This is a genomic window from Saccharopolyspora sp. NPDC049426, assembly GCF_040676935.1.
Taxonomy (GTDB): domain Bacteria; phylum Actinomycetota; class Actinomycetes; order Mycobacteriales; family Pseudonocardiaceae; genus Saccharopolyspora.
The window spans coordinates 320,340-339,935 of the sequence record NZ_JBFAPZ010000003.1 but is presented as its reverse complement, the minus strand read 5'-3'; the positions used below and the strand labels follow the sequence as shown (position 1 = coordinate 339,935).

18 protein-coding genes are annotated in these 19,596 nt (G+C 69.7%); 13 read left to right on the top strand and 5 right to left on the bottom strand.

Translation table 11 applies throughout. The features are described 5' to 3' along the window. Positions 1-80 precede the first annotated feature (80 nt). Positions 81-1,250 (bottom strand): FAD-dependent oxidoreductase, encoded by a 1,170-nt coding sequence (locus AB0J78_RS07735; protein WP_363787885.1) that lies wholly within the window; start codon positions 1,248-1,250, stop codon positions 81-83. Positions 1,251-1,585: 335 nt separating this feature from the next. On the opposite strand from AB0J78_RS07735, the gene AB0J78_RS07730 reads away from it, so the two are divergent. After that, positions 1,586-1,777, top strand: a complete 192-nt coding sequence (locus AB0J78_RS07730) for a ferredoxin (RefSeq protein ID WP_363787884.1) — start codon at positions 1,586-1,588, stop codon at positions 1,775-1,777. A 152-nt stretch (positions 1,778-1,929) separates the two neighbouring features. After that, on the top strand, positions 1,930-2,697 hold the full coding sequence (locus AB0J78_RS07725) for an enoyl-CoA hydratase/isomerase family protein (protein WP_363787883.1): 768 nt from the start codon (positions 1,930-1,932) through the stop codon (positions 2,695-2,697). A 106-nt stretch (positions 2,698-2,803) separates the two neighbouring features. On the opposite strand, the gene AB0J78_RS07720 is transcribed toward AB0J78_RS07725, so the two are convergent. The 3 genes from AB0J78_RS07720 to AB0J78_RS07710 are packed head-to-tail and all read right to left on the bottom strand — an operon-like array spanning position 2,804 to position 5,611. Next, the gene (locus AB0J78_RS07720; protein ID WP_363788134.1) at positions 2,804-3,571 is read right to left on the bottom strand and encodes a crotonase/enoyl-CoA hydratase family protein; all 768 of its coding nucleotides are present in this window, start codon (positions 3,569-3,571) and stop codon (positions 2,804-2,806) included. Positions 3,572-3,626: 55 nt separating this feature from the next. Further along, entirely contained in the window at positions 3,627-4,385 is a 759-nt protein-coding gene (locus AB0J78_RS07715) for an SDR family NAD(P)-dependent oxidoreductase (RefSeq protein WP_363787882.1), read from the bottom strand. A gap of 53 nt (positions 4,386-4,438) precedes the next feature. Next, positions 4,439-5,611, bottom strand: coding sequence for a thiolase family protein (locus tag AB0J78_RS07710; protein WP_363787881.1), 1,173 nt, complete (start codon positions 5,609-5,611; stop codon positions 4,439-4,441). 135 nt (positions 5,612-5,746) lie between these two features. On the opposite strand from AB0J78_RS07710, the gene AB0J78_RS07705 reads away from it, so the two are divergent. Genes AB0J78_RS07705 through AB0J78_RS07670 form a run of 8 tightly spaced genes read left to right on the top strand, consistent with a single transcriptional unit; the run spans position 5,747 to position 14,612 of the window. After that, positions 5,747-6,910: an acyl-CoA dehydrogenase family protein gene (locus tag AB0J78_RS07705; RefSeq protein ID WP_363787880.1), complete on the top strand. Its 1,164-nt coding sequence runs from the start codon at positions 5,747-5,749 to the stop codon at positions 6,908-6,910. A 26-nt stretch (positions 6,911-6,936) separates the two neighbouring features. Then, the gene (locus tag AB0J78_RS07700; RefSeq protein ID WP_363787879.1) at positions 6,937-7,710 is read left to right on the top strand and encodes an SDR family NAD(P)-dependent oxidoreductase; all 774 of its coding nucleotides are present in this window, start codon (positions 6,937-6,939) and stop codon (positions 7,708-7,710) included. Between the two features lie 22 nt (positions 7,711-7,732). After that, positions 7,733-9,385: an AMP-binding protein gene (locus tag AB0J78_RS07695; protein ID WP_363787878.1), complete on the top strand. Its 1,653-nt coding sequence runs from the start codon at positions 7,733-7,735 to the stop codon at positions 9,383-9,385. Beyond that, positions 9,369-10,535, top strand: coding sequence for an acyl-CoA dehydrogenase family protein (locus AB0J78_RS07690; RefSeq protein WP_363787877.1), 1,167 nt, complete (start codon positions 9,369-9,371; stop codon positions 10,533-10,535). Before AB0J78_RS07695 ends, AB0J78_RS07690 begins: the two co-directional genes overlap by 17 nt. Continuing rightward, on the top strand, positions 10,535-11,422 hold the full coding sequence (locus tag AB0J78_RS07685) for a CoA ester lyase (RefSeq protein WP_363787876.1): 888 nt from the start codon (positions 10,535-10,537) through the stop codon (positions 11,420-11,422). Before AB0J78_RS07690 ends, AB0J78_RS07685 begins: the two co-directional genes overlap by 1 nt. A 1-nt stretch (position 11,423) precedes the next feature. Beyond that, a complete protein-coding gene (locus AB0J78_RS07680; RefSeq protein WP_363787875.1) occupies positions 11,424-11,891 on the top strand; it encodes a MaoC family dehydratase in 468 nt (155 codons plus the stop codon). After that, entirely contained in the window at positions 11,888-13,357 is a 1,470-nt protein-coding gene (locus AB0J78_RS07675; RefSeq protein ID WP_363787874.1) for an aldehyde dehydrogenase family protein, read from the top strand. The genes AB0J78_RS07680 and AB0J78_RS07675 overlap by 4 nt, the downstream gene beginning before the upstream one ends. Before the next feature lie 28 nt (positions 13,358-13,385). Next, positions 13,386-14,612 (top strand): CoA transferase, encoded by a 1,227-nt coding sequence (locus AB0J78_RS07670; RefSeq protein WP_363787872.1) that lies wholly within the window; start codon positions 13,386-13,388, stop codon positions 14,610-14,612. Positions 14,613-14,673: 61 nt separating this feature from the next. On the opposite strand, the gene AB0J78_RS07665 is transcribed toward AB0J78_RS07670, so the two are convergent. Further along, positions 14,674-15,438 (bottom strand): glucose 1-dehydrogenase, encoded by a 765-nt coding sequence (locus AB0J78_RS07665; protein WP_363787870.1) that lies wholly within the window; start codon positions 15,436-15,438, stop codon positions 14,674-14,676. Positions 15,439-15,519: 81 nt separating this feature from the next. On the opposite strand from AB0J78_RS07665, the gene AB0J78_RS07660 reads away from it, so the two are divergent. From AB0J78_RS07660 to AB0J78_RS07650, 3 genes are read left to right on the top strand one after another with little or no spacing between them, the layout of a single operon-like run. Beyond that, entirely contained in the window at positions 15,520-16,674 is a 1,155-nt protein-coding gene (locus AB0J78_RS07660; RefSeq protein ID WP_363787868.1) for an acyl-CoA dehydrogenase family protein, read from the top strand. Continuing rightward, positions 16,671-18,557, top strand: a complete 1,887-nt coding sequence (locus AB0J78_RS07655; protein ID WP_363787866.1) for a 2-oxoacid:acceptor oxidoreductase subunit alpha — start codon at positions 16,671-16,673, stop codon at positions 18,555-18,557. Before AB0J78_RS07660 ends, AB0J78_RS07655 begins: the two co-directional genes overlap by 4 nt. Continuing rightward, positions 18,554-19,585: a 2-oxoacid:ferredoxin oxidoreductase subunit beta gene (locus AB0J78_RS07650; protein WP_363787865.1), complete on the top strand. Its 1,032-nt coding sequence runs from the start codon at positions 18,554-18,556 to the stop codon at positions 19,583-19,585. The genes AB0J78_RS07655 and AB0J78_RS07650 overlap by 4 nt, the downstream gene beginning before the upstream one ends. Positions 19,586-19,596 lie beyond the last annotated feature (11 nt).

The following is a 19,596-nucleotide window of genomic DNA, read 5'->3' as shown; positions in this document are numbered from 1 at the left end:
CGAGGACCCCGCGTGCTGTGCTGCCCGGCAGGAACCTCCGCCACCGGTCCGGCCCGCAGACCCAGTTCCTGGGCACGTGCTCAGAACGAGGCATCCGGGTCGGCCAGCGATTCCGGGGACGGTTTCGCGCCGGCATCGATCGCCGCTCTGGCGTGGATCATCTGCTTGGGTTGATCGACGCTGAGGTGAGCGTTGAGCGTGCCGTCCGGTGCGAGCCAGGCCGCTCCCCACTTCGCCGAACCCCGGCCGCGGATCACGACCGCGTCCTCGGCGCCGTGCTGGCCGACGTACTGGATCTTGTGCCCGAACTGGTCGCTCCAGAAGTAGGGAACCGGGTCGTGCACCGGCAACGGCTCCGGGCCGTCGTTGCCGCCCAGGATCATCGCTGCGGCGACGTCGGGGCCGGTTCGCGCGTCGTCCCAGTGCTCGACGCGCAGGCGCTTGTTCCACCGCCGCGACCACCGGGCGGCGACATCGCCCACCGCGTACACGTTCGGCCTGGTGGTGCGCAGGTGCTCGTCGACCACCACGCCGCGGTCGACCTCGATTCCGGAGCCGGTCAGCCAGTCGGTCTGCGGGCGCACTCCGATACCCGCCACCACGACGTCCGCCGTGAGGTGCGACCCGTCGCCGAGCCGCACGCCGGTGGCGGTCACCTCGAGGATGCTCACCCCGAGGCGCAGGTCCACGTCGGACCACCAGGGCAGGAACTGTGCGCCGACCTCGTCGCCGAGGGCGGCGGCCAGCGGTGCCGGACCCGGTTCCACGCAGGTCACGCGGCACCCCAGCCGGAGTGCCGCCGTCGCGACCTCCCCGCCGATCCAGCTCGCTCCTGCGAGCACGATGTGGGCGCCTGGGCGCAGTCCGGCGCGGAGCCGTGCCGCGTCCTGCGCGGTGCGCACGACGTGCTGCGGGCCCGTTCCGGGCAGCGAGAGGGGTGCCGACCCCGTCGCGATGACCAGGGTGCTGAACGGAACCTCGCCCTTTGCTGTCCGCACCACGTCCCGATCCGGGGCGAGGCCGGTGGCAGGAACGCCCAGCCGGAGATCGGCTTCGAGCAGCTCGAAATCGGTGCGCAGGGTCGTGTCGCGCTCCTCCAGGAGCGCGGCCTTGGTCAGCGGTGGCCGGTCGTAGGGCGGGGAGGATTCGGCGCAGAGCACCAGCAGCTCGCCGTCGTGCCCCTTCGCGCGGACCTGTTCGCACACCCGGGCCGCTGCCAGGCCCCCGCCGGCGACGACGATCCGGTTCATGAACCGTTGCCCCTCGGCGGAACGCCCTGGTGAGCGGGGAAGTGGGCGGACTTCTGCAAACCCATGTTGGCTCCTTCTGCGGGCATCGGTGCAGTGCGGCGAGGCCCGCCGAGGTCATGACGTGGCTGGACGTGCGGTCCCCCGAGTGTGAGCTCGGGGAGAGAAGGGTGTGGCGCAGGGCGTCGTGAGTGCGGTCCCGGTTCGCGACGGCTTCCGGAGAGGCTGCCGACCTGCCATGCTTTCGCGTCTCTCCACCCCTTCGCTTCGGCATGATAATGGTTATACTAGATGGGTCGGCTGTCAACGATGCGAGCCGAGTCGGTCGAGGAGGATTCATGCGAGTTCAGGTCGACGCCAACCAATGCCAGGGGCACGGGCTGTGTCAGATGACCTCGCCCGAAGTGTTCGCGCTCCGGGACGAGGACGGGCACGCCTATCCGATCACCGAGGAGGTCGACGGCGCTCTGGTCAATGCTGCTCGCGACGGTGCGGATGCGTGCCCGGAGCGGGCGATCAGCCTGAAATGACGGCGAGTGAGCTGCGCGTCCCGCGGGTTGCCTCCTGAGCGGCTCGCGGCGCGCTCGCTCGGTCGGCGGTGCCCCCCGGGTGTCCTTGGAGATCGCGAATACAAGGATTATCATTATAAGGAAATGTCCCCGGGTGGGTGTGGAGGAGACCGATGAGCGACGTCCTCGTGGAGCGTGGTGCCGGTGAGACCGTCTGGATCCGGTTGAACCGGCCCGAGCGGCGCAACGCGTTCGACCCCGAGATGTCCGCAGCCGTCGTGGAAGCGCTGGAGGGCTCCGCCTCGGCGCGCGCGGTGGTCATCACCGGGTCCGGCGGCAGCTTCTGCGCCGGTGGTTCGCTGCAGCAGCTGAGCACGCCGACGGTGGGGGAGATGCGCCAGCTCTACCAGTCGACCCTGCGGATGCTGGACGCCGTGCGGCAGTGCCCCAGGCCGGTCATCGCCGCGGTGAACGGAGCCGCGGCCGGCGGGGGCAACGAGCTGGTCGTCGCGTGCGACGTGGCCATCGCCGCCCGTTCGGCGACCTTCGGGCAGACCGGGCCGCGAGTCGGCAGTTCGCCGGTGACCGGGGCCACCAACGTGATGGGCCTGCAGATCGGTGAGAAGCGCGCGAAGGAGCTGTCGCTGTTCTGCCGCCGCTACAGCGCCGAGCAGGCGGAGCGGATGGGCTTGGTGAACGCCGTGGTCGAGGACGACCTGCTGGAGCAGACCGTCACCGAGTGGTGCGGTGAGCTGGCCGCGCTGAGCCCCCGGTACCTGGAGATCACCAAGGTCAGCTCGAACGTCTGGTGGAATGCCGCGCGCGATTCGTTCAGCGCGGGCCTGGGCATGCTCGTCCAGGCGGTGGGCAGCCCCGACATGACCGAAGGCGCGGCGGCCTTCCTGGAGAAGCGCAAGCCGAACTTCCCCCCGCCGGAGTGAGGCCGGTCGTTCGGCTCGGTGGTGCGGGATGTGCGGGCCACCGGGGCGGACGCGGGAACCGGTGCGGCGCGCGCCTGGTTCCCGCGTCCGTCGATCTCCCCGCCGGTCAGCGGCCCTTCCATACCGGCATGCGCTTCTCCTTGAACGCCAGAGCGCCTTCGCGGGCGTCCTCGGAGCTGCGCACCGGCTCGCTGATCGCCTGCTGGCGGTCGAACGCCTCGTCCGACGGCCAGTCGCGGGCGGCGTTGATGATCTCCTTGGTGGCGCGGACCGCGAGCGGGCCGTTGCCCGCGATCGTCCGCGCCAGTTCCACCGCCGTCGCCCGGGCCTGGCCGGGTGGGGTGAGTCGGTTGACCAGGGAGACGTCGTGCGCCGCCCGCGCCGAGACGAGTTCGCCGGTGAGCGCCCACTCGACCGCCACGTGGTAGGGCACGCGTTCGGGCAGTCTGAGCAGCCCGCCACCCGCCGCCACGAGGCCGCGCTTGACCTCGGGCAGGCCGAACTTCGCCTCTTCGGAGGCCACGATGAGATCGCAGGCCAGGACGATCTCGAAGCCGCCCGCGATGGCGTGGCCCTCCACGGCCGCCACCAGCGGCTTGGTGGGCGGCTGCTGCACGATCCCGGCGAAACCGCGGCCGGGTAGCGACGGCCGTTCCCCGGCGAGGAACGCCTTGAGGTCCATGCCCGCGCAGAAGCTCTGCCCCGCGCCGGTGATCACGCCGGCGGCCAGGTCGTCCCTGCTGTCCAACTCGTCCATCGCGGCGGCGATCGCCGTGGCGGTCGCGGTGTTGATGGCGTTGCGGGCCTGGGGCCGGTTGATCGTGATCACCAGAACGCCGTCGACGTTCTCGGTCAGGACGACCGGCTCGGTCACGCAGGACTCGTCATCGCTCGTTGTGGAAGTGCTGGATTCGGTCACGCTGCTCTCCTCATTTCGGCGGCATCCGGATCGCACCGTCGAGGCGGACCGTCTCTCCGTTGAGCATCGGGTTGTCGATGATGTGGTGGGCGAGCGCGGCGAACTCGTCCGGGTCCCCCAGGCGCTGCGGGTGCGGTGTTTGCTTCGCCAGCCCGTCGCGGATCTCGTCGGAGAACCGGGCCAGGATGGGGGTGTCGAAGGTGCCGGGAGCGATGGAGCACACGCGGACCAGCTTCCGCGCGAGGTCGCGGGCCGCTACGAGAGTCATGCCCACCACCCCGGATTTCGCCGAGGCGTACGGGATCTGCCCGATCTGGCCCTCCCAGGCCGCGACCGAGGCGGTGAGCACGCAGGCTCCGCGCTCGCCGTCGACGGGCTCGTTGGTCACCATCCGGGCGGCGGTCAGCCGGAGCACGTTGAACGAGCCGATCAGGTTGGTGCGCACGATGGACTCGTAGGACTCCAGCGATCCCGGTTGGCCGTCCCGTTCGACGACGCGCACCGTTCCGCCGCGGCCCGCGCAGTGCACGAGTGCTCGGATCGGGCCCTCGGCCAGGTCGAGCGCCCGGCTCACGGCGTCGGCATCGGCGACGTCGGCGGGGCCGAATCGGGCCGAATCGCCCAGTTCCTTCGCGACTCGTTCTCCGTCGGAGGTGGGCAGATCGATGATGACCGTGGGTACGCCCCGTTCGACGAACCGGCGCGCGGTGGCCAGGCCGAGGCCGGAAGCACCTCCGGTGACGACCGCTGTCGCGTTGTCCAGCTTCATTTCTCTCCCGTTCTCACACGTTGTTCCCGTGCGTTTTCCAGCGGCGCCGTGCGCTACGCGGACAGGTTCTCGACGATCGCGGCGTTGGCCATGCCGCCGGCTTCGCACATGGTTTGGAGGCCGTAGCGGCCGCCGGTGCGCTCCAGGTGGTTGATCAAGGTGGTCATCAGGCGGCAGCCGGACGCGCCGAGCGGGTGTCCCAGGGCGATTGCGCCGCCGCAGGGGTTGAGTCTTTCGTCGGGCACCTCGAATTCCCGCTGCCAGGCGATCGGAACCGATGCGAAGGCTTCGTTCACCTCGAAGGCGGCGATGTCGCCGGGTGACAGCCCGGATCGCGCGTGCACGGCGTGCGTGGCGGGAATCGGGCCGGTGAGCATCAGCGTCGGGTCGTCACCGACCACGGCCGAGGCCACGAGCGCCGCCCGGGGTCGCAGGCCCAGCGCGGCGGCGCGCTCCTCGGACATCACGAGCAGTGCGCTGGCACCGTCGGTGATCTGCGACGAGTTTCCGGCTGTGATCATCCAGTCCAGGTCGGGGAAGCGATCCAGGTAGGGCTCTCGCGCGAACGCGGGGGCCAGCTGCCCGAGCCGCTCCGGGGTGGTGCCTTCGCGGATGGTTTCGTCGGCGGCGACCGCGGTGCCATCCGGCGTCGTGACCGGCACGATCTCGCCGTCGAAGGACGTGGCGGCGGCGCGTTCGTGCGAACGTGCCGCGTACTCGTCGAGCTCGGATCGGCTGAGCTTCCACTTCGCGGCCACGAGCTCGGCGGAGATGCCTTGGGGAACGAGCCCGGGGAACCGAGCGCGCACCTCCGGTCCGTGCGGATCGGCGTCGCCGCGCGCGCACCCCATCGGCACCCTGCTCATCGACTCCACGCCTGCGGCGATGGCGATGTCGTAGGCGCCGGCCTGGACGCCCTGAACCGCGAAGTCGATCGCCTGCTGGCCCGAGCCGCACTTGCGCTCGATCGTCACGGAGGGGACGTGGGTGGGAAATCCCGCCGCCAGCACCGCCTGGCGACCGGGGGTGGCGGATTGCTCGCCGACCTGGCCGACGCAGCCGACGAGCACGTCGTCGATCAGCCCGGGGTCGAGGTCGTTGCGGGCCACGAGCCGGCTGAGGACCTGCGCGAGCAGGTCCACCGGATGCAGCCCGGCGAGCGCGCCGGTGGACCTGCCGCGCCCCATCGGGGAGCGGACCGCGTCGACGATCACTGCCCGGCCCATTGTTTCCTCCCTAAACCATGATGATGATAAGCAGAGACAACTGCATCTTGCACGGGGCTGATCGGAGGAGCAAGCTTGACCGCGCTGCCGGTAAGACTATTATGATGATTACGATAAAATGAGGGTGGTGGGCCAGTGGGATCCGCAATCGACGCCGACGAACAGCGCGCCCTGAAGGAGGTCGCGGCCAAACTCGCCGCGGAGCGCTACGCGCCGCGCGCGGAGGAATGGGACCGCGAGCGGACCGCTTTTCCCCACGAGGAGCGTCGCTACCTGGGGGAACTGGGACTGCTCGGCATCGCGCTCCCGGAACGGCACGGTGGCGGGGGTGCACCGCTGCAGCACGCGTTGACCGTCATCGAGGAGCTGGCCAAGGAATGCCGTCCCGCGGCGTTCCAGGTCTTCGAGTCCAACACCGGGCCGGCTCAGGTCGTCGCGAGACTCGGCAGCGAGCAGCAGCGCGAGCGCTTCCTGCCGCCGATCATCAGCGGGGAGGCGACGCTCGCCGTGGCGATCTCGGAGCCGGACGCGGGCTCGGCCGCCACCGACATGAAGACCAAGGCCGTCGTCGAGGGCGACAAGGTCGTGGTCAACGGTTCCAAGCGGTGGATCTCCAACGGTGGCGAAGCAGATCACTACCTCGTCTACGCGCGCATGAACGACGCACCCGGGTCGAAGGCCATCGGTGCGGTGATCGTCGAAGCCGACCGCCCCGGCGTGAGCTTCGGTGAGCGCGAACGGCTGATGGGATTCCGCGGCATCCCGTCTGCCGACATCCGCTTCGACGACGTCGAGGTCCCCGCGGAGAACCTGGTGCTCGGTCCGGGGCGCTTCCGCGAGCTCTTCGGCGCGTTCTCCATCGAACGCCTGGGAAACGCCACGATGAGCCTCGCGCTGGGGCAGGCGGCGCTCGACCGGACCAAGCGCTACGTCCAGGAACGCGACCAGTTCGGCAAGCCGCTCGTGGAGTTCCAGAACGTCCAGATGACGCTGGCGGACATGCTGCTGCAGGTCGAGGCGGCCCGCTTGCTCATCCAGCGCGCGGCAGCCGGTGTCGGTGAGAACCTGCCGAACTCGCTCGACGTGTCGCTGGCCAAGTGCACCGCGAACGAGATGGCCAAGCGGGTCACCGATCTCGCCATGCAGCTGCACGGCGGGAACGGCTACACCGAGGAGTTCGGCCTCGAGAGGCTGCACCGCGACTCGCACGGGTGGGCGCTGGCCGGAGGCACTCCGGCGATGCAGCGCATCCGAATCGTCTCCGAAATGCTCGGCCGCTCCTTCGACCAGCGCCGCTGACCAATCCGACGCGAAGGGAAACACTCATGACACGCCGCTTCGAAAACCGCACCGCCGCCGTCGTCGGCGGTGGATCCGGCATGGGCCGGGCCATCTCGCTGCGCCTGGCCGACGAAGGCGCTCACGTCTACGTCGCCGACCTCGGTGCCGACGCCGCCGAGGGGGTGGCCAAGGAGATCGTGGCCGCTGGGGGCAGCGCGGTCGCGCAGCAGGTCGACGCGACCGACAACGACAGCTTGCGCGCCCTGTTCGACCGCATTCGCGACGAGCGCGGTGTGCTGCACGCGTTGCACGCGCAGGTCGGCATGCCCGGCCCCGCCGGACTCGAGGTGTCCGACGAGCAGTGGGCCACCAACGTCGACGTCAACGTCAAGAGCGCCTACTACACCTGCACGCTCGGCTTCGACCTGCTCAAGGCGGCCGGCGGCACCGGTTCGATCACGATGACCTCGTCGACCTCTGCGCTGGTGGGCTCGCCGTTCAGCCCGATCTACTCGCTGACCAAGGGGGCGCTCGTGCCGTTCGCGCGGTCGTTGGCGCTCAACGGCGCGCCGGACGGGGTGCGCACCAACGTGGTGTGCCCCGGCACCGTGCACACCCCGATGCTGGCCCAGTTCTTCGGCCGGGAGCCGGGAGCCGACGTCTCCGAGCTGACCAAGGACTTCGTCGGTGGGATCCCGCTCGGCCGGGGCGCGGAACCCGAGGAGGTCGCGGCGGTGATCGCCTTCCTGCTCAGCGATGACGCGAGCTACGTCACCGGCGTCACCATCCCGGTCGACGGCGGATTGACGGCGAAGTAAGCGACCACTGTGGAGGCCGAGCATGACCCGGGTTTACCGCGATCTCGTTCCCACCTTCGCCGATCCGGCGGACTGGACGCTCAGCACCGTCCTGCGGCACCACGCCCAGGAGCGGCCGGACGCGACCTTCCTGATGACGCCGGAGGAAGGGCTGCGTTGGACCTACGCCGAGATGCTGTCCTCGGCGCAACGGATCTCCGGCTCGCTGATCAAGGGCGGTGCGGAGACCGGTGATCGGCTGGTCATCATGGCCGCGAACTCGTCGCGGCTGGTGCGCAGCTGGTTTGCCGCCGCCGTGGGAGGGCTGGTCGAAGTACCGATCAACACCAACTACGAAGGCGAGTTCCTGCGGCACCAGGTGGTCACCGTCGGGGCGCGATGGGCGGTCATCGACGACACCTTCGCCGAGAGGTTCGTCGCGATCGCCGAGCACGCACGGGGCATCGAGCACTTCTGGGTCATCGACACCGGGCGCGGGCAGGAAGCCGTGGAGGTGCTGCGGCGCGGTGGTTGGGCCGCCGATCTGTGGGACGACCTCGAAGAAGGGTCGGAGTTGGAGCTCCCGGCGCCCCGGCCCCAGGACCTCGGCGCCATCTTCTTCACCTCCGGCACCACGGGTCCGTCCAAGGGCGTGGCGATGCCGCACGCGCAGCTGTACTTCTTCGCGCAGATCGTCGTGTCCCTGACCCGGCTCACCCCGGAGGACACCTATCTGACCACCACGCCGCTGTTCCACGGCAACGCCCAGTTCATGGCGGTGTACCCGGCCCTGGTCGCCGGTGCCGGCGCCGTGGTGCGGCCGAAGTTCAGCGCCAGCCGGTGGATCGACCAGGTGCGCGAGTCCGGCGTGACGGTGACCAACTTCGTCGGCGTCATGATGGATTTCGCGTGGAAGCAGCCGCCGCGACCGGACGACCGGGACAACCAGCTCCGGTGCGTCTACGCCGCACCCACCGCGAGTTCGATCGTGGCGGACTTCCAGGAGCGCTACGGCATCGAGGCGTTCGTCGACGCGTTCGGCCTCACGGAGACCTGCGCACCGATCATGTCGCCGTACGCCGTCGAGCGCCCGCCCGGCGCGGCCGGTCTGCAGGCCGCGGACTGGTTCGACATCCGGCTGGTCGACCCGGAAACCGACCAGGAGGTGCCGGTCGGCGAGATCGGTGAGCTCGTGGTGCGGCCGAAGCACCCGTGGACGTGCAGCATGGGCTACTACGGCATGCCCGAGAAGACCGTCGAGGCGTGGCGAAACCTGTGGTTCCACACCGGTGACGCGTTGCGCAAGGACGCCGACGGGTGGTTCTACTTCGTCGACCGCTACAAGGACGCGCTGCGCCGACGCGGTGAGAACATCAGCTCCTACGAGGTGGAGCAGGCGATCCTGGGGCACCCGGCGGTCGCCGAGTGCGCGGTGATCGGTGTTCCGGCCGAGGTCGAAGCCGGCGAGGACGAGGTCCTCGCCGCCATCGTCGCCACCGAACCGGTCGAGCCCGGCGCCGTCATCGACTGGTGCAAGGGCCGCATTCCCGAGTTCGCCATCCCCCGCTTCGTCCGGTTCGTCGATGCGCTGCCGAAAACGCCCTCGGAGAAGGTGCGCAAGGCGGTGCTGCGCGAGGAGGGGATCGCCCCGGACACGTTCGACCGCCAGGAGAAGGCACATGGACTTCAGCGCTGACACGACGCATTCGGACATCCGGGAGGCCGTGCGCGCGCTGTGCGCCGGATTCCCCGACGACTACTGGGCCCAGCACGACCGGGACGAGGAATTCCCCTGGGACTTCTACAAAGCCGTGGTGGACGGCGGCTGGCTCGGCCTGACCGTGCCCGCCGAGTACGGCGGCGGTGGCCTGGGCGTCACCGAGGCCGCGATCGTCGAGCAGGAGATCGCGGCCTCGGGCGCGGGGATGAACGGGTGCAGTGCGGTCCACATCGGGATCTTCGGTTTCGAGTCGATCATCAGGCACGGCAGCGCGGATCTGAAGAAGAGGTTCCTCCCACGGCTCGTCGAGGGCGATCTGCACGTCTCGTTCGCGGTCACCGAACCGGACGCCGGAACCGACACCTCGACGATCTCGACGTTCGCGAAGAAGGTCGAAGGAGGCTGGTCGATCTCGGGGAAGAAGGTCTGGATCACCAAGGCCCAGGAGGCGGAACGGCTCATCATCCTGTGCCGGACGTCCCCGCGTGAGGACAGTGCGAAGCGCACGGACGGGATGACGCTGTTCTTCGCGCCGATGGACCGCGAACGCGTGACGGTGCGCAAGATCCCGAAGCTGGGGCGCAACGCCGTGGACACCAACGAGCTGTTCATCGACGAGCTGTTCGTCCCCGAGTCGGATGTGATCGGCGAGGTCGGCGACGGCTTCCGCGCGATCCTCGCCGGTCTCAACGCCGAACGCGTCATCTCGGCCAACGCCTCGATCGGGATCGGCCGGGCGGCATTGCGCCGCGCGACCACCTACGCGAAGGACCGGACGGTGTTCGGCCGCCCCATCGGGCAGAACCAGGCGATCTCGCATCCGCTCGCGCGAGCGCTGGTCCAGCTCGACGCCGCGGACCTGGTGTGCCAGCGCGCGGCGTGGCTGATCGACAACGACCAGCCCAGCGGCAAGGACGCGAACGAGGCGAAGTTCCTGGCCGCGGAGGCCGGTTTCTTCGCCGCGGACGCGGCCCTGAGCGCGCACGGTGGGTACGGCTATTCGAAGGAGTACCACATCGAGCGGTACTTCCGGGAGGCGCGGCTGATGCGCATCGCGCCGATCAGCCAGGAGATGGTGCTCAACTACGTGGCCGAGCACGTGCTCGGCCTGCCGAGGAGCTACTGATGCGTCCTTACCGTTCCGTGCTGTTCCTCCCCGGCCACCGCACGACGTGGGTGGACAAGGCGTTGCGCGCCAACGCGGACGCGATCGTGCTCGACCTGGAGGATTCCGTGCCCTCCGGGGAGAAGGTCGCCGCGCGGGAGGCGGTCGCGGGGTCCATCCGGCGGGTGCGGGAGTCGGGGAGCGAGGTCGGTCTGTTCGTGCGGGTCAACCCGCTGGATACCCGGCTCACCGGTGGTGATCTCGAGGAGGTCGTCGTTCCCGGCCTGACCGGTGTCTTCGCGCCGAAGATCGAGCGCAGCACCGACGTGCTGCGCTACGACGCGCTGCTCGACCACTTCGAGGAGCGCAACGGGGTTTCCGGTCTGGAGTACATCGTGCCGGTCGAGACGGTCCGGGCGATCCACGGCTGCCTGGAGATCGCGACCGCGTCCCCGCGGGTCGGGGCCATGATCGGCCCGACCGCTGAGCACGCGGACATCGCCAAGGCCGTCGGCTACGAGTGGACCCCCGAGGGGACCGAGACGCTGTACCACCGCAGCCGGATCCTGCTGGCGTGCCGGGAAGCCGGGATCCACGCGCTGACCGGGTTGTGGGAGGACCTCGCGAACCTGGACGGCCTGCGGGAGTTCGCCGCGCGCGGCAGGCAACTCGGTTTCCGCGGGATGATCGCGATCCACCCGAGCCACGTCGCCGCGATCAACGAGGTGTTCTCACCGTCCACCGAGGACATCGAGTTCCACCGGGGACTCGTCGAGGCGTACGAGAAGGCCCGCGCCGAGGGCACGGGGGCGCTGCGCTATCGCGGCCTGCACATCGACAAAGCGCACTACGACAAGGCGGTGGAATGGCTGACGCGGGCCGAAGCCATCGCGGGAAACGGGGAATGACATGCGCGGTCTGTACTTCGAGGAGTTCGAGATCGGTGCGGAGTACGCACATCCGTTCACCCGCACGGTCACCGAGATGGACAACGTCATGTTCACCTCGCTGACGATGAACCTGCAGCCGCTGCACCTCGACGAGGAATTCGCCAAGAAGAGCGTGCACGGCGCCAGGGTGGTCAACAGCCTGTTCACGGTGGCGCTGATCGGGGCGTTCCACGTGCCGGAGCTGACGATGGGAACCACCCTCGGCAACCTCGGCTACGACAAGATCCAGTTCCCGCACCCGGTGTTCCACGGCGACACCTTGCGCGCGGAGACGACGATCCTGGACAAGCGGGAGTCCAACAGCCGCGACGACTCCGGGATCGTGTGGTTCGAGCATCGCGGTTTCAACCAGGACGACACGCTCGTCTGCCTGCTGCACCGAGTCGGCTTGATGGCGAAGAAAAAGGAAGAAGAGGGTGCCCGATGACCAAGACACCTGAGTCGATGCGCGACTACGTGCCCGGAGTGCGCACGCTGACCATCGCCAACAAGCCGGTGCAGCCGGCCGGGCAGCGCTGGGAGGTCGTCAACCCGGCCACGGAGCAGGTCCTGGCCGAAGTCGGCGGTGCTTCCTCCGAGCAGGTCGACCAGGCGGTGCGCGCCGCGCGGGAGGCCTTCGGCGGCTGGGCCGCGCTCCGGCCGGAGGAGCGTTCGGCGGCCATCCACCGGCTTGCCGATGTGCTGGAGGCGCGCGTCGACGAACTGCTCGCGTCGATCGTCAACGAGGTCGGCACACCGGTGTCGCTGGCCGAAGGGCTCCAGGTCAAGATGGGCCTGGGGCACCTCCGCTGGCAGGCCGAGGCGGCCAAGAAGGACCGCACGGTGCACCTCGGGGGCTACGACCAGCCGGTGCCGACCATGAGCGAGGTCTCCCACTACCCGGTGGGCGTCGTCGCCGCGATCACCGGCTACAACTACCCGCTCAACCTGGCCATCTTCAAGTTCGGCGCCGCGCTTGCCGCGGGCTGCACGGTGGTGCTGCTGCCGTCACCGCGCACGCCGCTGACCACCCTGCTGCTCGGTGAGCTCAGCCGCGAGGCGGACCTGCCCGACGGCGTGTTCAACGTGATCGTCGGTGACGCCGAGGTGGGGCGGCGGCTGTCCTCCCACCCGGGGGTGGACAAGGTCTCCTTCACCGGGTCCGACGCGGTCGGCGCGAAGATCATGGAGCAGGCCGCGGCGAACCTCAGCGGCGTGACGCTCGAACTCGGCGGGAAGTCGGCCAGCATCGTGCTGCCCGGTTGCGAGGTCGAATCCTTCGCGGAGGAGATGCACCTGCGCTGGTCCCGCAACGGCGGCCAGGGGTGCGCCGCGCTGGCCCGGCTGCTGGTGCACGACGATCTCTACGACCGGTTCCTGGCCGCGAGCACCGGCGCGTTCGACCAGATGCACGTCGGCGACCCGTGGGACCCGAAGACGAACATCGGGCCGATGATCCGGCCCGAGCACCGCGACCGGGTGCAGAGCTTCGTTGACGGCTCGATCGACGAGGGCGGCCGGGTCCTGCTGTCGGTCGACCAGCCGGTTCCCGACAAGGGCTACTACATCAACCCCGTGCTGCTGGGCGGATTGCCGCACACCGCGCGGGCCGTGCAGCAGGAGATCTTCGGCCCGGTGGCGGTCGTGGTCCCGTTCCGGGACGCCGAGGAAGCCATCGACCTGGCCAACGACACCGCCTACGGGTTGGCGGCCAACATCTGGGCACCGGACCTCGACGAGGGCCGGCGCGTCGCCGAGCGGTTGCGAGCCGGAACGGTGTGGATCAACGGCGGCGGTGCGATGCGGCCGGACGCGCCGTTCGGCGGATCCGGTCGTTCGGGTGTCGGCCGGGAGATCGGCGAGTGGGGCATCCACGAGTACCTGGAGCCCAGGCACGTCCAGTGGCGCGTGTGAGTGAGCGGGCGATCGAAGGGGAGGGGTCATGGCTGAAGCCGGTGACGCGCCGCTGGCCGGTGTGCGCGTGCTCGAACTCGGTGCGGGCTACGCCGCACCGACCGCCGGGAGGATGCTGCGTGATTTCGGCGCCGAGGTCATCAAAGCGGAAGACCCGGTGAACGGTGATTACGCGCGCCAGTGGGTGCCGCAGAAGGACGGCCTGTCGCTCGGGTTCGGCCGCCTCAACAGCGGCAAGCGCTCCGTGGGCATCGACCTCCGCCAGCAGGGCGGCCGGGATCTGGTGCGCCGCTTGGCCGCCGAGGTGGACGTCGTCGTCGAGTCGTTCCGGCCGGGGCGGCTGGAAGGCTGGGGGCTCGGGTACGACGTGCTCAGCGAGCAGAACCCGAGCCTGGTCCTGACCAGGATCTCGGGCTTCGGGCAGACCGGGCCGTACCGGAATCGGCCCGGTTTCGGCACGGTGGCGGAGACGTCGAGCGGGTTCGCCCACATCAACGGCTGGCCCGAGCACCCTCCGACCTCGCCTCCGTTCGGGTTCGCGGACTCCATCGCGGGCATCTCGGCGGCGATGGGCACGGCGATGTCGTTGTTCCGCAGGGAGCGCACCGGCAAGGGCGAGGTGGTGGACGTCGCGCTGTACGAGCCGCTGCTGTTCATCGTCGGCGACATGGTGCTGAAGTACACCGGGCTTGGCGAGGTGCAGGGTCGCATCGGCAACGCCACCGGTGCCGCGTCCCCCCGCGGCATCTACCAGTCGGCGGACGGGAAGTTCCTGTCGATCGCCGCGTCGAACCAGGTGATCGCGACCAGGCTGTTCACCGCGATGGGGCAGCCGGACATGATCGAGGACCCGAGGTTCGCCACCGGGCCGGCCCGGCTGGAGCACAACGATCTGCTGCAGAAGCACGTCAGCGACTGGGTCGAGTCGTTGTCCAGGGATGCGGCTCTCGCCGTGCTCGAGGAGCACGAAGTGGTGTGCGCGCCTGTCAACGACGCCTCCGACATCGTCGCGGATCCGCACTTCCTGGAGCGCACGCTCGTGGGCATCACCGGTCCCGGCGGCTGGGACTCGGTCATGACGCCCGGTCCGGTGCTGCATCTCGCCGGTTACGAGGGGCCGGCCTACGACGGCGTGCCCCGCATCGGCGAGCACACTCACGAGGTGCTGGGGGCGGGGCTCGGGCTCTCCGGCGGCGAGCTGGGGGAGCTCGTCGCCAGGGGTGTGATCACCGGTCGCGAAGGCGCTTCAGCGTGACCGGCCCGTTCTGAAACGGCTCCCGGCCGGGCCCGCCCTGGTGTGGGCCCGGCCGGTGGGTCTACGGCTGCCCGCCGTCGACGGCGAGCACCGCGCCGGTGGTGTAGCTGGACGCGTCGGAGGCCAAGTACACCGCCATGCCCACGATCTCGTCCGGTTGGCCGCCGCGTTGCAGGGCGAAGCGCTGGGCTCGGGTGGCGAACTCGGCGGGGTCCCAGGACGCGCTGACGTCGGTGTGGAAGGTTCCGGCCATGATGGCGTTGCAGCGCACCGAGGGGCCGAAGGTGTGCGCGAAGCCCGTGGTGATCGCGTTCAGGCCGGCCTTGGCCGCGGCGTAGGGGAGCACCGAGGGCCGCGGGCGGGTGGCGGCCGCGCTGCTGATGTTGATGATCGACCCTCCGGTGCTCTCGGCCATCCTGCTGCCCACCAGGGCGGAGAGCCGGAACGGTCCCTTGAGGTTGACCGCGATCACCTTGTCGAACAGCTCCTCGGTGATGCCGTCGACGTGGTCGTAGAGCGGTGACATGCCCGCGTTGTTGACCAGCACGTCGACGCGCCCGACCCGCTGGTAGACGTCGTCGACGAGTGCGTCCAGCCGGTCCCACTGGCCGACGTGGGCGCTGATCGGGTACGCCCTGCGGCCCGTTTCGCGCTCCACTTCGGAGGCGGCTTCCTCGCAGGCTTGCTGCTTGCGGCTGGAGATGATGACGTCGGCGCCCGCTCGGGCCAGCCCCAGGGCGATGGCCTTGCCCAGCCCGCGGCTGCCGCCGGTCACCATCGCCACGCGGCCGCTGAGGTCGAACGCACTGGTCGGATCGAAGGTCATGAGGTCACCTCGGCGTTAGTTGACGCGGGACAATTCCTTGTTATGGTAATCATAAATATGCCAGAAGTTGAAGGAGCTGCGGTGGCTGACGCGGAGGACGGACGGCTGTTCGAGCTGTCGGAGAAGTACCTTGCGCTGCAACGGGAAGCCCGTGAGTTCGCGGCGTCCGTGCGCGACATCGCCGAGCGGGCCGACGAAGCCGGCGACATCGACCCGGAGATGCGCAAGCGCCTCGCCGCCAGCGGCATCGGCTCGATCATGGTTCCGGCGGAGTTCGGGGGCCGCTACGAACGGGTCGATTCGCTTGCCGTCACCTTGGCGCGGGAGGCCTTCGCGGCCGAGAGCGCCCACCTCGACTCGCTGCTGGGCATGCAGGGAATCGGCAGCTACGCGATCAGCGCAGGAGGCAGCGACGCTGTGCGCGCCGAGTGGCTCCCGGCGGTCGGCCGGCTGGAAGCGATCGCCGCGCTGGCCCTGACGGAACCTGACGTGGGGTCGGACCTCAAGGCGTTGTCGACGACGCTCGTCGCCCGCGACGGCGATCTCGTCCTCAACGGGCGGAAGTCGTTCATCACCAACGCCGGGGACGCGGACTTCTACTGCGTGCTGGCACGCGAGGGCGAGAGCTACTCGCTGGTGCTGGTGCCCGCCACCGCCCACGGGGTTTCGGTGGCCAAGCCGCACCAGATCATCGCACCGCACGTGCTCGGCGACGTGGTGCTCGACGAGGTCCGCGTCCCGGAGAGCCACCGGCTCGGGGCGCCGGGGAAGGGTTTCACCCTGGTGCTCTCGACGCTGGCGACCTTCCGGGTCTCGGTCGCGGGCGCAGCGGTCGGGCTCGCCACCGCCGCGCTGGAGGAAGCCGTCCGGCACGCCGCGGGACGCGAGCAGTTCGGCGTGAACCTGGCCCGGCTGGGCTCGGTGCCCGGCAGCCTGGCGACCTCGTGGACCGAGATCGAAATGGCCCGCGCGCTGACCTACCGCGCCGCGGAGGCCGCGGCACGCGACCCGCTGGCGAACCTGCACCTGTCGTCGATGGCGAAGGTGGGCGCGACCGAGATCGCCGGACGCGTGGTCGACCGGTCGGTCCAGACGATGGGCAGGTTCGGCCTCGTCCAGGGCAGCAAGATCGAGCGGCTCTACCGGGAGGCGCGTCCGATGCGGATCTACGAGGGGTCCACCGAGGTCATCCTCGACTCCCTGGCCAAGCAGCTGGTGAAGGGCGTGACCCGGTGACTGCGCCGAAACGGGCCGTCGTCCGCTTCGCCGGTGACTCCGGGGACGGGATGCAACTGGCCGGTGACCGCTTCACCGCCGAGGCCGCGGCCTTCGGCAACGACCTGGCGACCCAGCCGAACTTCCCGGCCGAGATCCGGGCACCGCAGGGAACGCTGCCCGGTGTCTCGAGCTTCCAGATCCACTTCGCGGACTACGACATCCTCACGCCCGGAGACCGGCCCGACGTGCTCGTGGTGATGAACCCGGCGGCGCTGAAGGCGAACGTCGGAGATCTCCGCGCCGGAGGCGTGCTGCTGGTCAACACCGACGAGTTCACCAAGCGGAACCTGACCAAGGCCGGTTACGAGGGTGATCCGCTGGCCGAGCTCACCGGGTTGGTGGTGCACGAAGTGCCCATGTCGACGCTCACCCGGGGTGCGGTCGAGCCGGCCGGGGTGGGCAAGCGCGACGCGGCTCGGGCCAAGAACATGTTCGCGCTCGGTCTGCTGTGCTGGATGTACCAGCGGCCGACGGAGGGCACCGAGCGGTTCCTGCGCGAGAAGTTCGCGCGCAAACCGGACATCGGTGAGGCGAACGTGCTGGCCTTCCGCGCGGGCTGGAACTACGGCGAGACCACCGAGGCCTTCGCCTCCACCATCGAGATCGCTCCCGCGCGGCTGCCGGCGGGCACGTACCGGCAGGTGACGGGGAACGTGGCGCTGTCGCAGGGCCTGGTGGCGGCGGGTCGGCGCGCCGGGCTGCCGGTGTTCCTCGGCAGCTATCCGATCACGCCGGCCAGCGACATCCTGCACGAGCTGAGCAGGCTCACCCGTTTCGGGGTGACGACGTTCCAGGCCGAGGACGAGATCGCCGGGATCGGCGCAGCGCTGGGCGCTGCCTTCGGCGGGGCCTTGGGCGTGACGACCACGTCGGGCCCGGGACTGGCGCTCAAGAGCGAGACGATCGGGCTGGCGGTGATGACCGAACTGCCGTTGCTCGTCGTCGACGTGCAGCGGGGCGGGCCGTCCACCGGGCTGCCGACCAAGACCGAGCAGGCCGACCTGTTGCAGGCCCTGTTCGGTCGCAACGGCGAATCGCCGGTTCCGGTGGTCGCGCCGAGATCACCGGCGGACTGCTTCGGCGCGGCCGTCGAGGCCGCGCGGATCGCCGTGACCTACCGGACGCCGGTGCTGCTGCTCTCCGACGGCGCGATCGCCAACGGCTCGGAGCCCTGGCGGATCCCGGAACTCGACGACCTTCCCCGGATCGATCCCGCGTTCGCCGAAGCCGGTGGGGAGGCCTTCGCGCCGTACCGGCGGGATCCGTACACGCTCGCGCGTCCCTGGGCGGTGCCGGGCACCGCGGGGCTGGAGCACCGCATCGGCGGGCTGGAGAAGTCGCACCAGGACGGTGCGATCTCGTACGACCCGGACAACCACGACCTGATGGTCCGGTTGCGGCAGGCCAAGCTTGACCGCGTCGACGTGCCGGACCTTGTCGTCGACGACCCCGGCGGACGTGCCCGCACGCTCGTCGTGGGCTGGGGGAGTTCGTACGGACCGATCGGCGCGGCGTGCCGCAGGGTGCGGGGCCGGGGCGTGCCGATCGCTCAAGCGCATCTGCGCCACCTGAACCCGCTGCCCGCGAACCTCGGCGAGGTGTTGCGGAGCTACGAGCGAGTGGTCGTGCCGGAGATGAACCTCGGGCAGCTGTCGATGCTGTTGCGCGCTCGCTACCTCGTCGACGCGCAGCCGGTGACGAAGGTCGCCGGGCAGGCGTTCCTCGCTGAGGAGCTGGAAGAAGTCCTGCTCGAGGTCGAAGCCGGCACGATGGCCGCCACCGAGCGGAACAAGATGGCCGCGGCGGTCGCTGCGGCGCGAGGAGAGGACACCGCGAAGTGACCACTGCGGCCGGTATCGACCTGGGACTCACGGCGAAGGACTTCACGTCGGCATCGGAGGTGCGGTGGTGTCCCGGTTGCGGTGACTACCCGATCCTCGCCACGGTGCGCGGACTGCTGCCGGAACTCGGATTGCGGCGCGAGAACATCGTTTTCGTGTCAGGTATCGGCTGTTCGTCGCGTTTCCCGTACTACCTCGAAACCTACGGGATGCACTCGATCCACGGACGTGCTCCGGCGATCGCCACCGGGTTGTCGGTCTCGCGGCCCGATCTGTCCGTCTGGGTGGTGACCGGTGACGGCGACGCGTTGTCGATCGGCGGCAACCACCTGATCCACGCGCTGCGCCGCAACGTGAACCTGAAGATCTTGCTGTTCAACAACCGGATCTACGGGCTGACCAAGGGCCAGTACTCGCCGACCTCCGAGACCGGCAAGATCACCAAGAGCACCCCGGGAGGCTCCCTCGACTCACCGCTGAGCACGCTGTCGCTGGCGCTGGGAGCGGAGGCGTCCTTCGTGGCCCGGGCGTTGGACTCGGACCGCAGAGGACTGGCCGACGTGCTGCGCCAGGCGGCCGCGCACCGGGGTACGGCGCTGGTGGAGATCCTGCAGGATTGTCCGATCTTCAACGACGGTTCGTTCGACCTGCTCCGCGCGAAGGACGAGGCGCCGAACCGGCTGATCCCGCTCGTCCACGGCGAGCCCATCGTCTTCGGTGCCGACGGTGAGCATTGCGTGGTCCGCGACGGCTTCGGGCTGCGCGTGCGGCCCACGGCCGAGGTCGAGCGGCACGAGCTCCTCGTGCACGATGCGGTCAGCGATGACCCGGAATACGCTTATGCGCTCAGCCGCGTGTCGAGCCAGGACCTCGAACACGTGGTGACCGGTGTGCTGCGCAGCGTGTCCCGCCCGGTCTACGACGACCTCGTGCGCGAACACCTGCGAAACGCCCGGAGTGACGAGGCCGGCAGCGATGGCGAGTTCCGGGCCCACATGAGCGGAGCGGACACGTGGACGGTCATGTGAAGTCTTGGCCC

Excerpts from the sequence above, each read along its gene's own strand:
- AB0J78_RS07670 (WP_363787872.1), top strand. The coding sequence starts at position 13,386 with ATGGCTGAAGCCGGTGACGCGCCGCTGGCCGGTGTGCGCGTGCTCGAA.
- AB0J78_RS07665 (WP_363787870.1), bottom strand. The coding sequence starts at position 15,438 with ATGACCTTCGATCCGACCAGTGCGTTCGACCTCAGCGGCCGCGTGGCG.
- AB0J78_RS07680 (WP_363787875.1), top strand. The coding sequence starts at position 11,424 with ATGCGCGGTCTGTACTTCGAGGAGTTCGAGATCGGTGCGGAGTACGCA.
- AB0J78_RS07710 (WP_363787881.1), bottom strand. The coding sequence starts at position 5,611 with ATGGGCCGGGCAGTGATCGTCGACGCGGTCCGCTCCCCGATGGGGCGC.
- AB0J78_RS07725 (WP_363787883.1), top strand. The coding sequence starts at position 1,930 with ATGAGCGACGTCCTCGTGGAGCGTGGTGCCGGTGAGACCGTCTGGATC.
- AB0J78_RS07715 (WP_363787882.1), bottom strand. The coding sequence starts at position 4,385 with ATGAAGCTGGACAACGCGACAGCGGTCGTCACCGGAGGTGCTTCCGGC.
- AB0J78_RS07685 (WP_363787876.1), top strand. The coding sequence starts at position 10,535 with ATGCGTCCTTACCGTTCCGTGCTGTTCCTCCCCGGCCACCGCACGACG.
- AB0J78_RS07690 (WP_363787877.1), top strand. The coding sequence starts at position 9,369 with ATGGACTTCAGCGCTGACACGACGCATTCGGACATCCGGGAGGCCGTG.
- AB0J78_RS07735 (WP_363787885.1), bottom strand. The coding sequence starts at position 1,250 with ATGAACCGGATCGTCGTCGCCGGCGGGGGCCTGGCAGCGGCCCGGGTG.
- AB0J78_RS07730 (WP_363787884.1), top strand. The coding sequence starts at position 1,586 with ATGCGAGTTCAGGTCGACGCCAACCAATGCCAGGGGCACGGGCTGTGT.
- AB0J78_RS07675 (WP_363787874.1), top strand. The coding sequence starts at position 11,888 with ATGACCAAGACACCTGAGTCGATGCGCGACTACGTGCCCGGAGTGCGC.
- AB0J78_RS07695 (WP_363787878.1), top strand. The coding sequence starts at position 7,733 with ATGACCCGGGTTTACCGCGATCTCGTTCCCACCTTCGCCGATCCGGCG.
- AB0J78_RS07700 (WP_363787879.1), top strand. The coding sequence starts at position 6,937 with ATGACACGCCGCTTCGAAAACCGCACCGCCGCCGTCGTCGGCGGTGGA.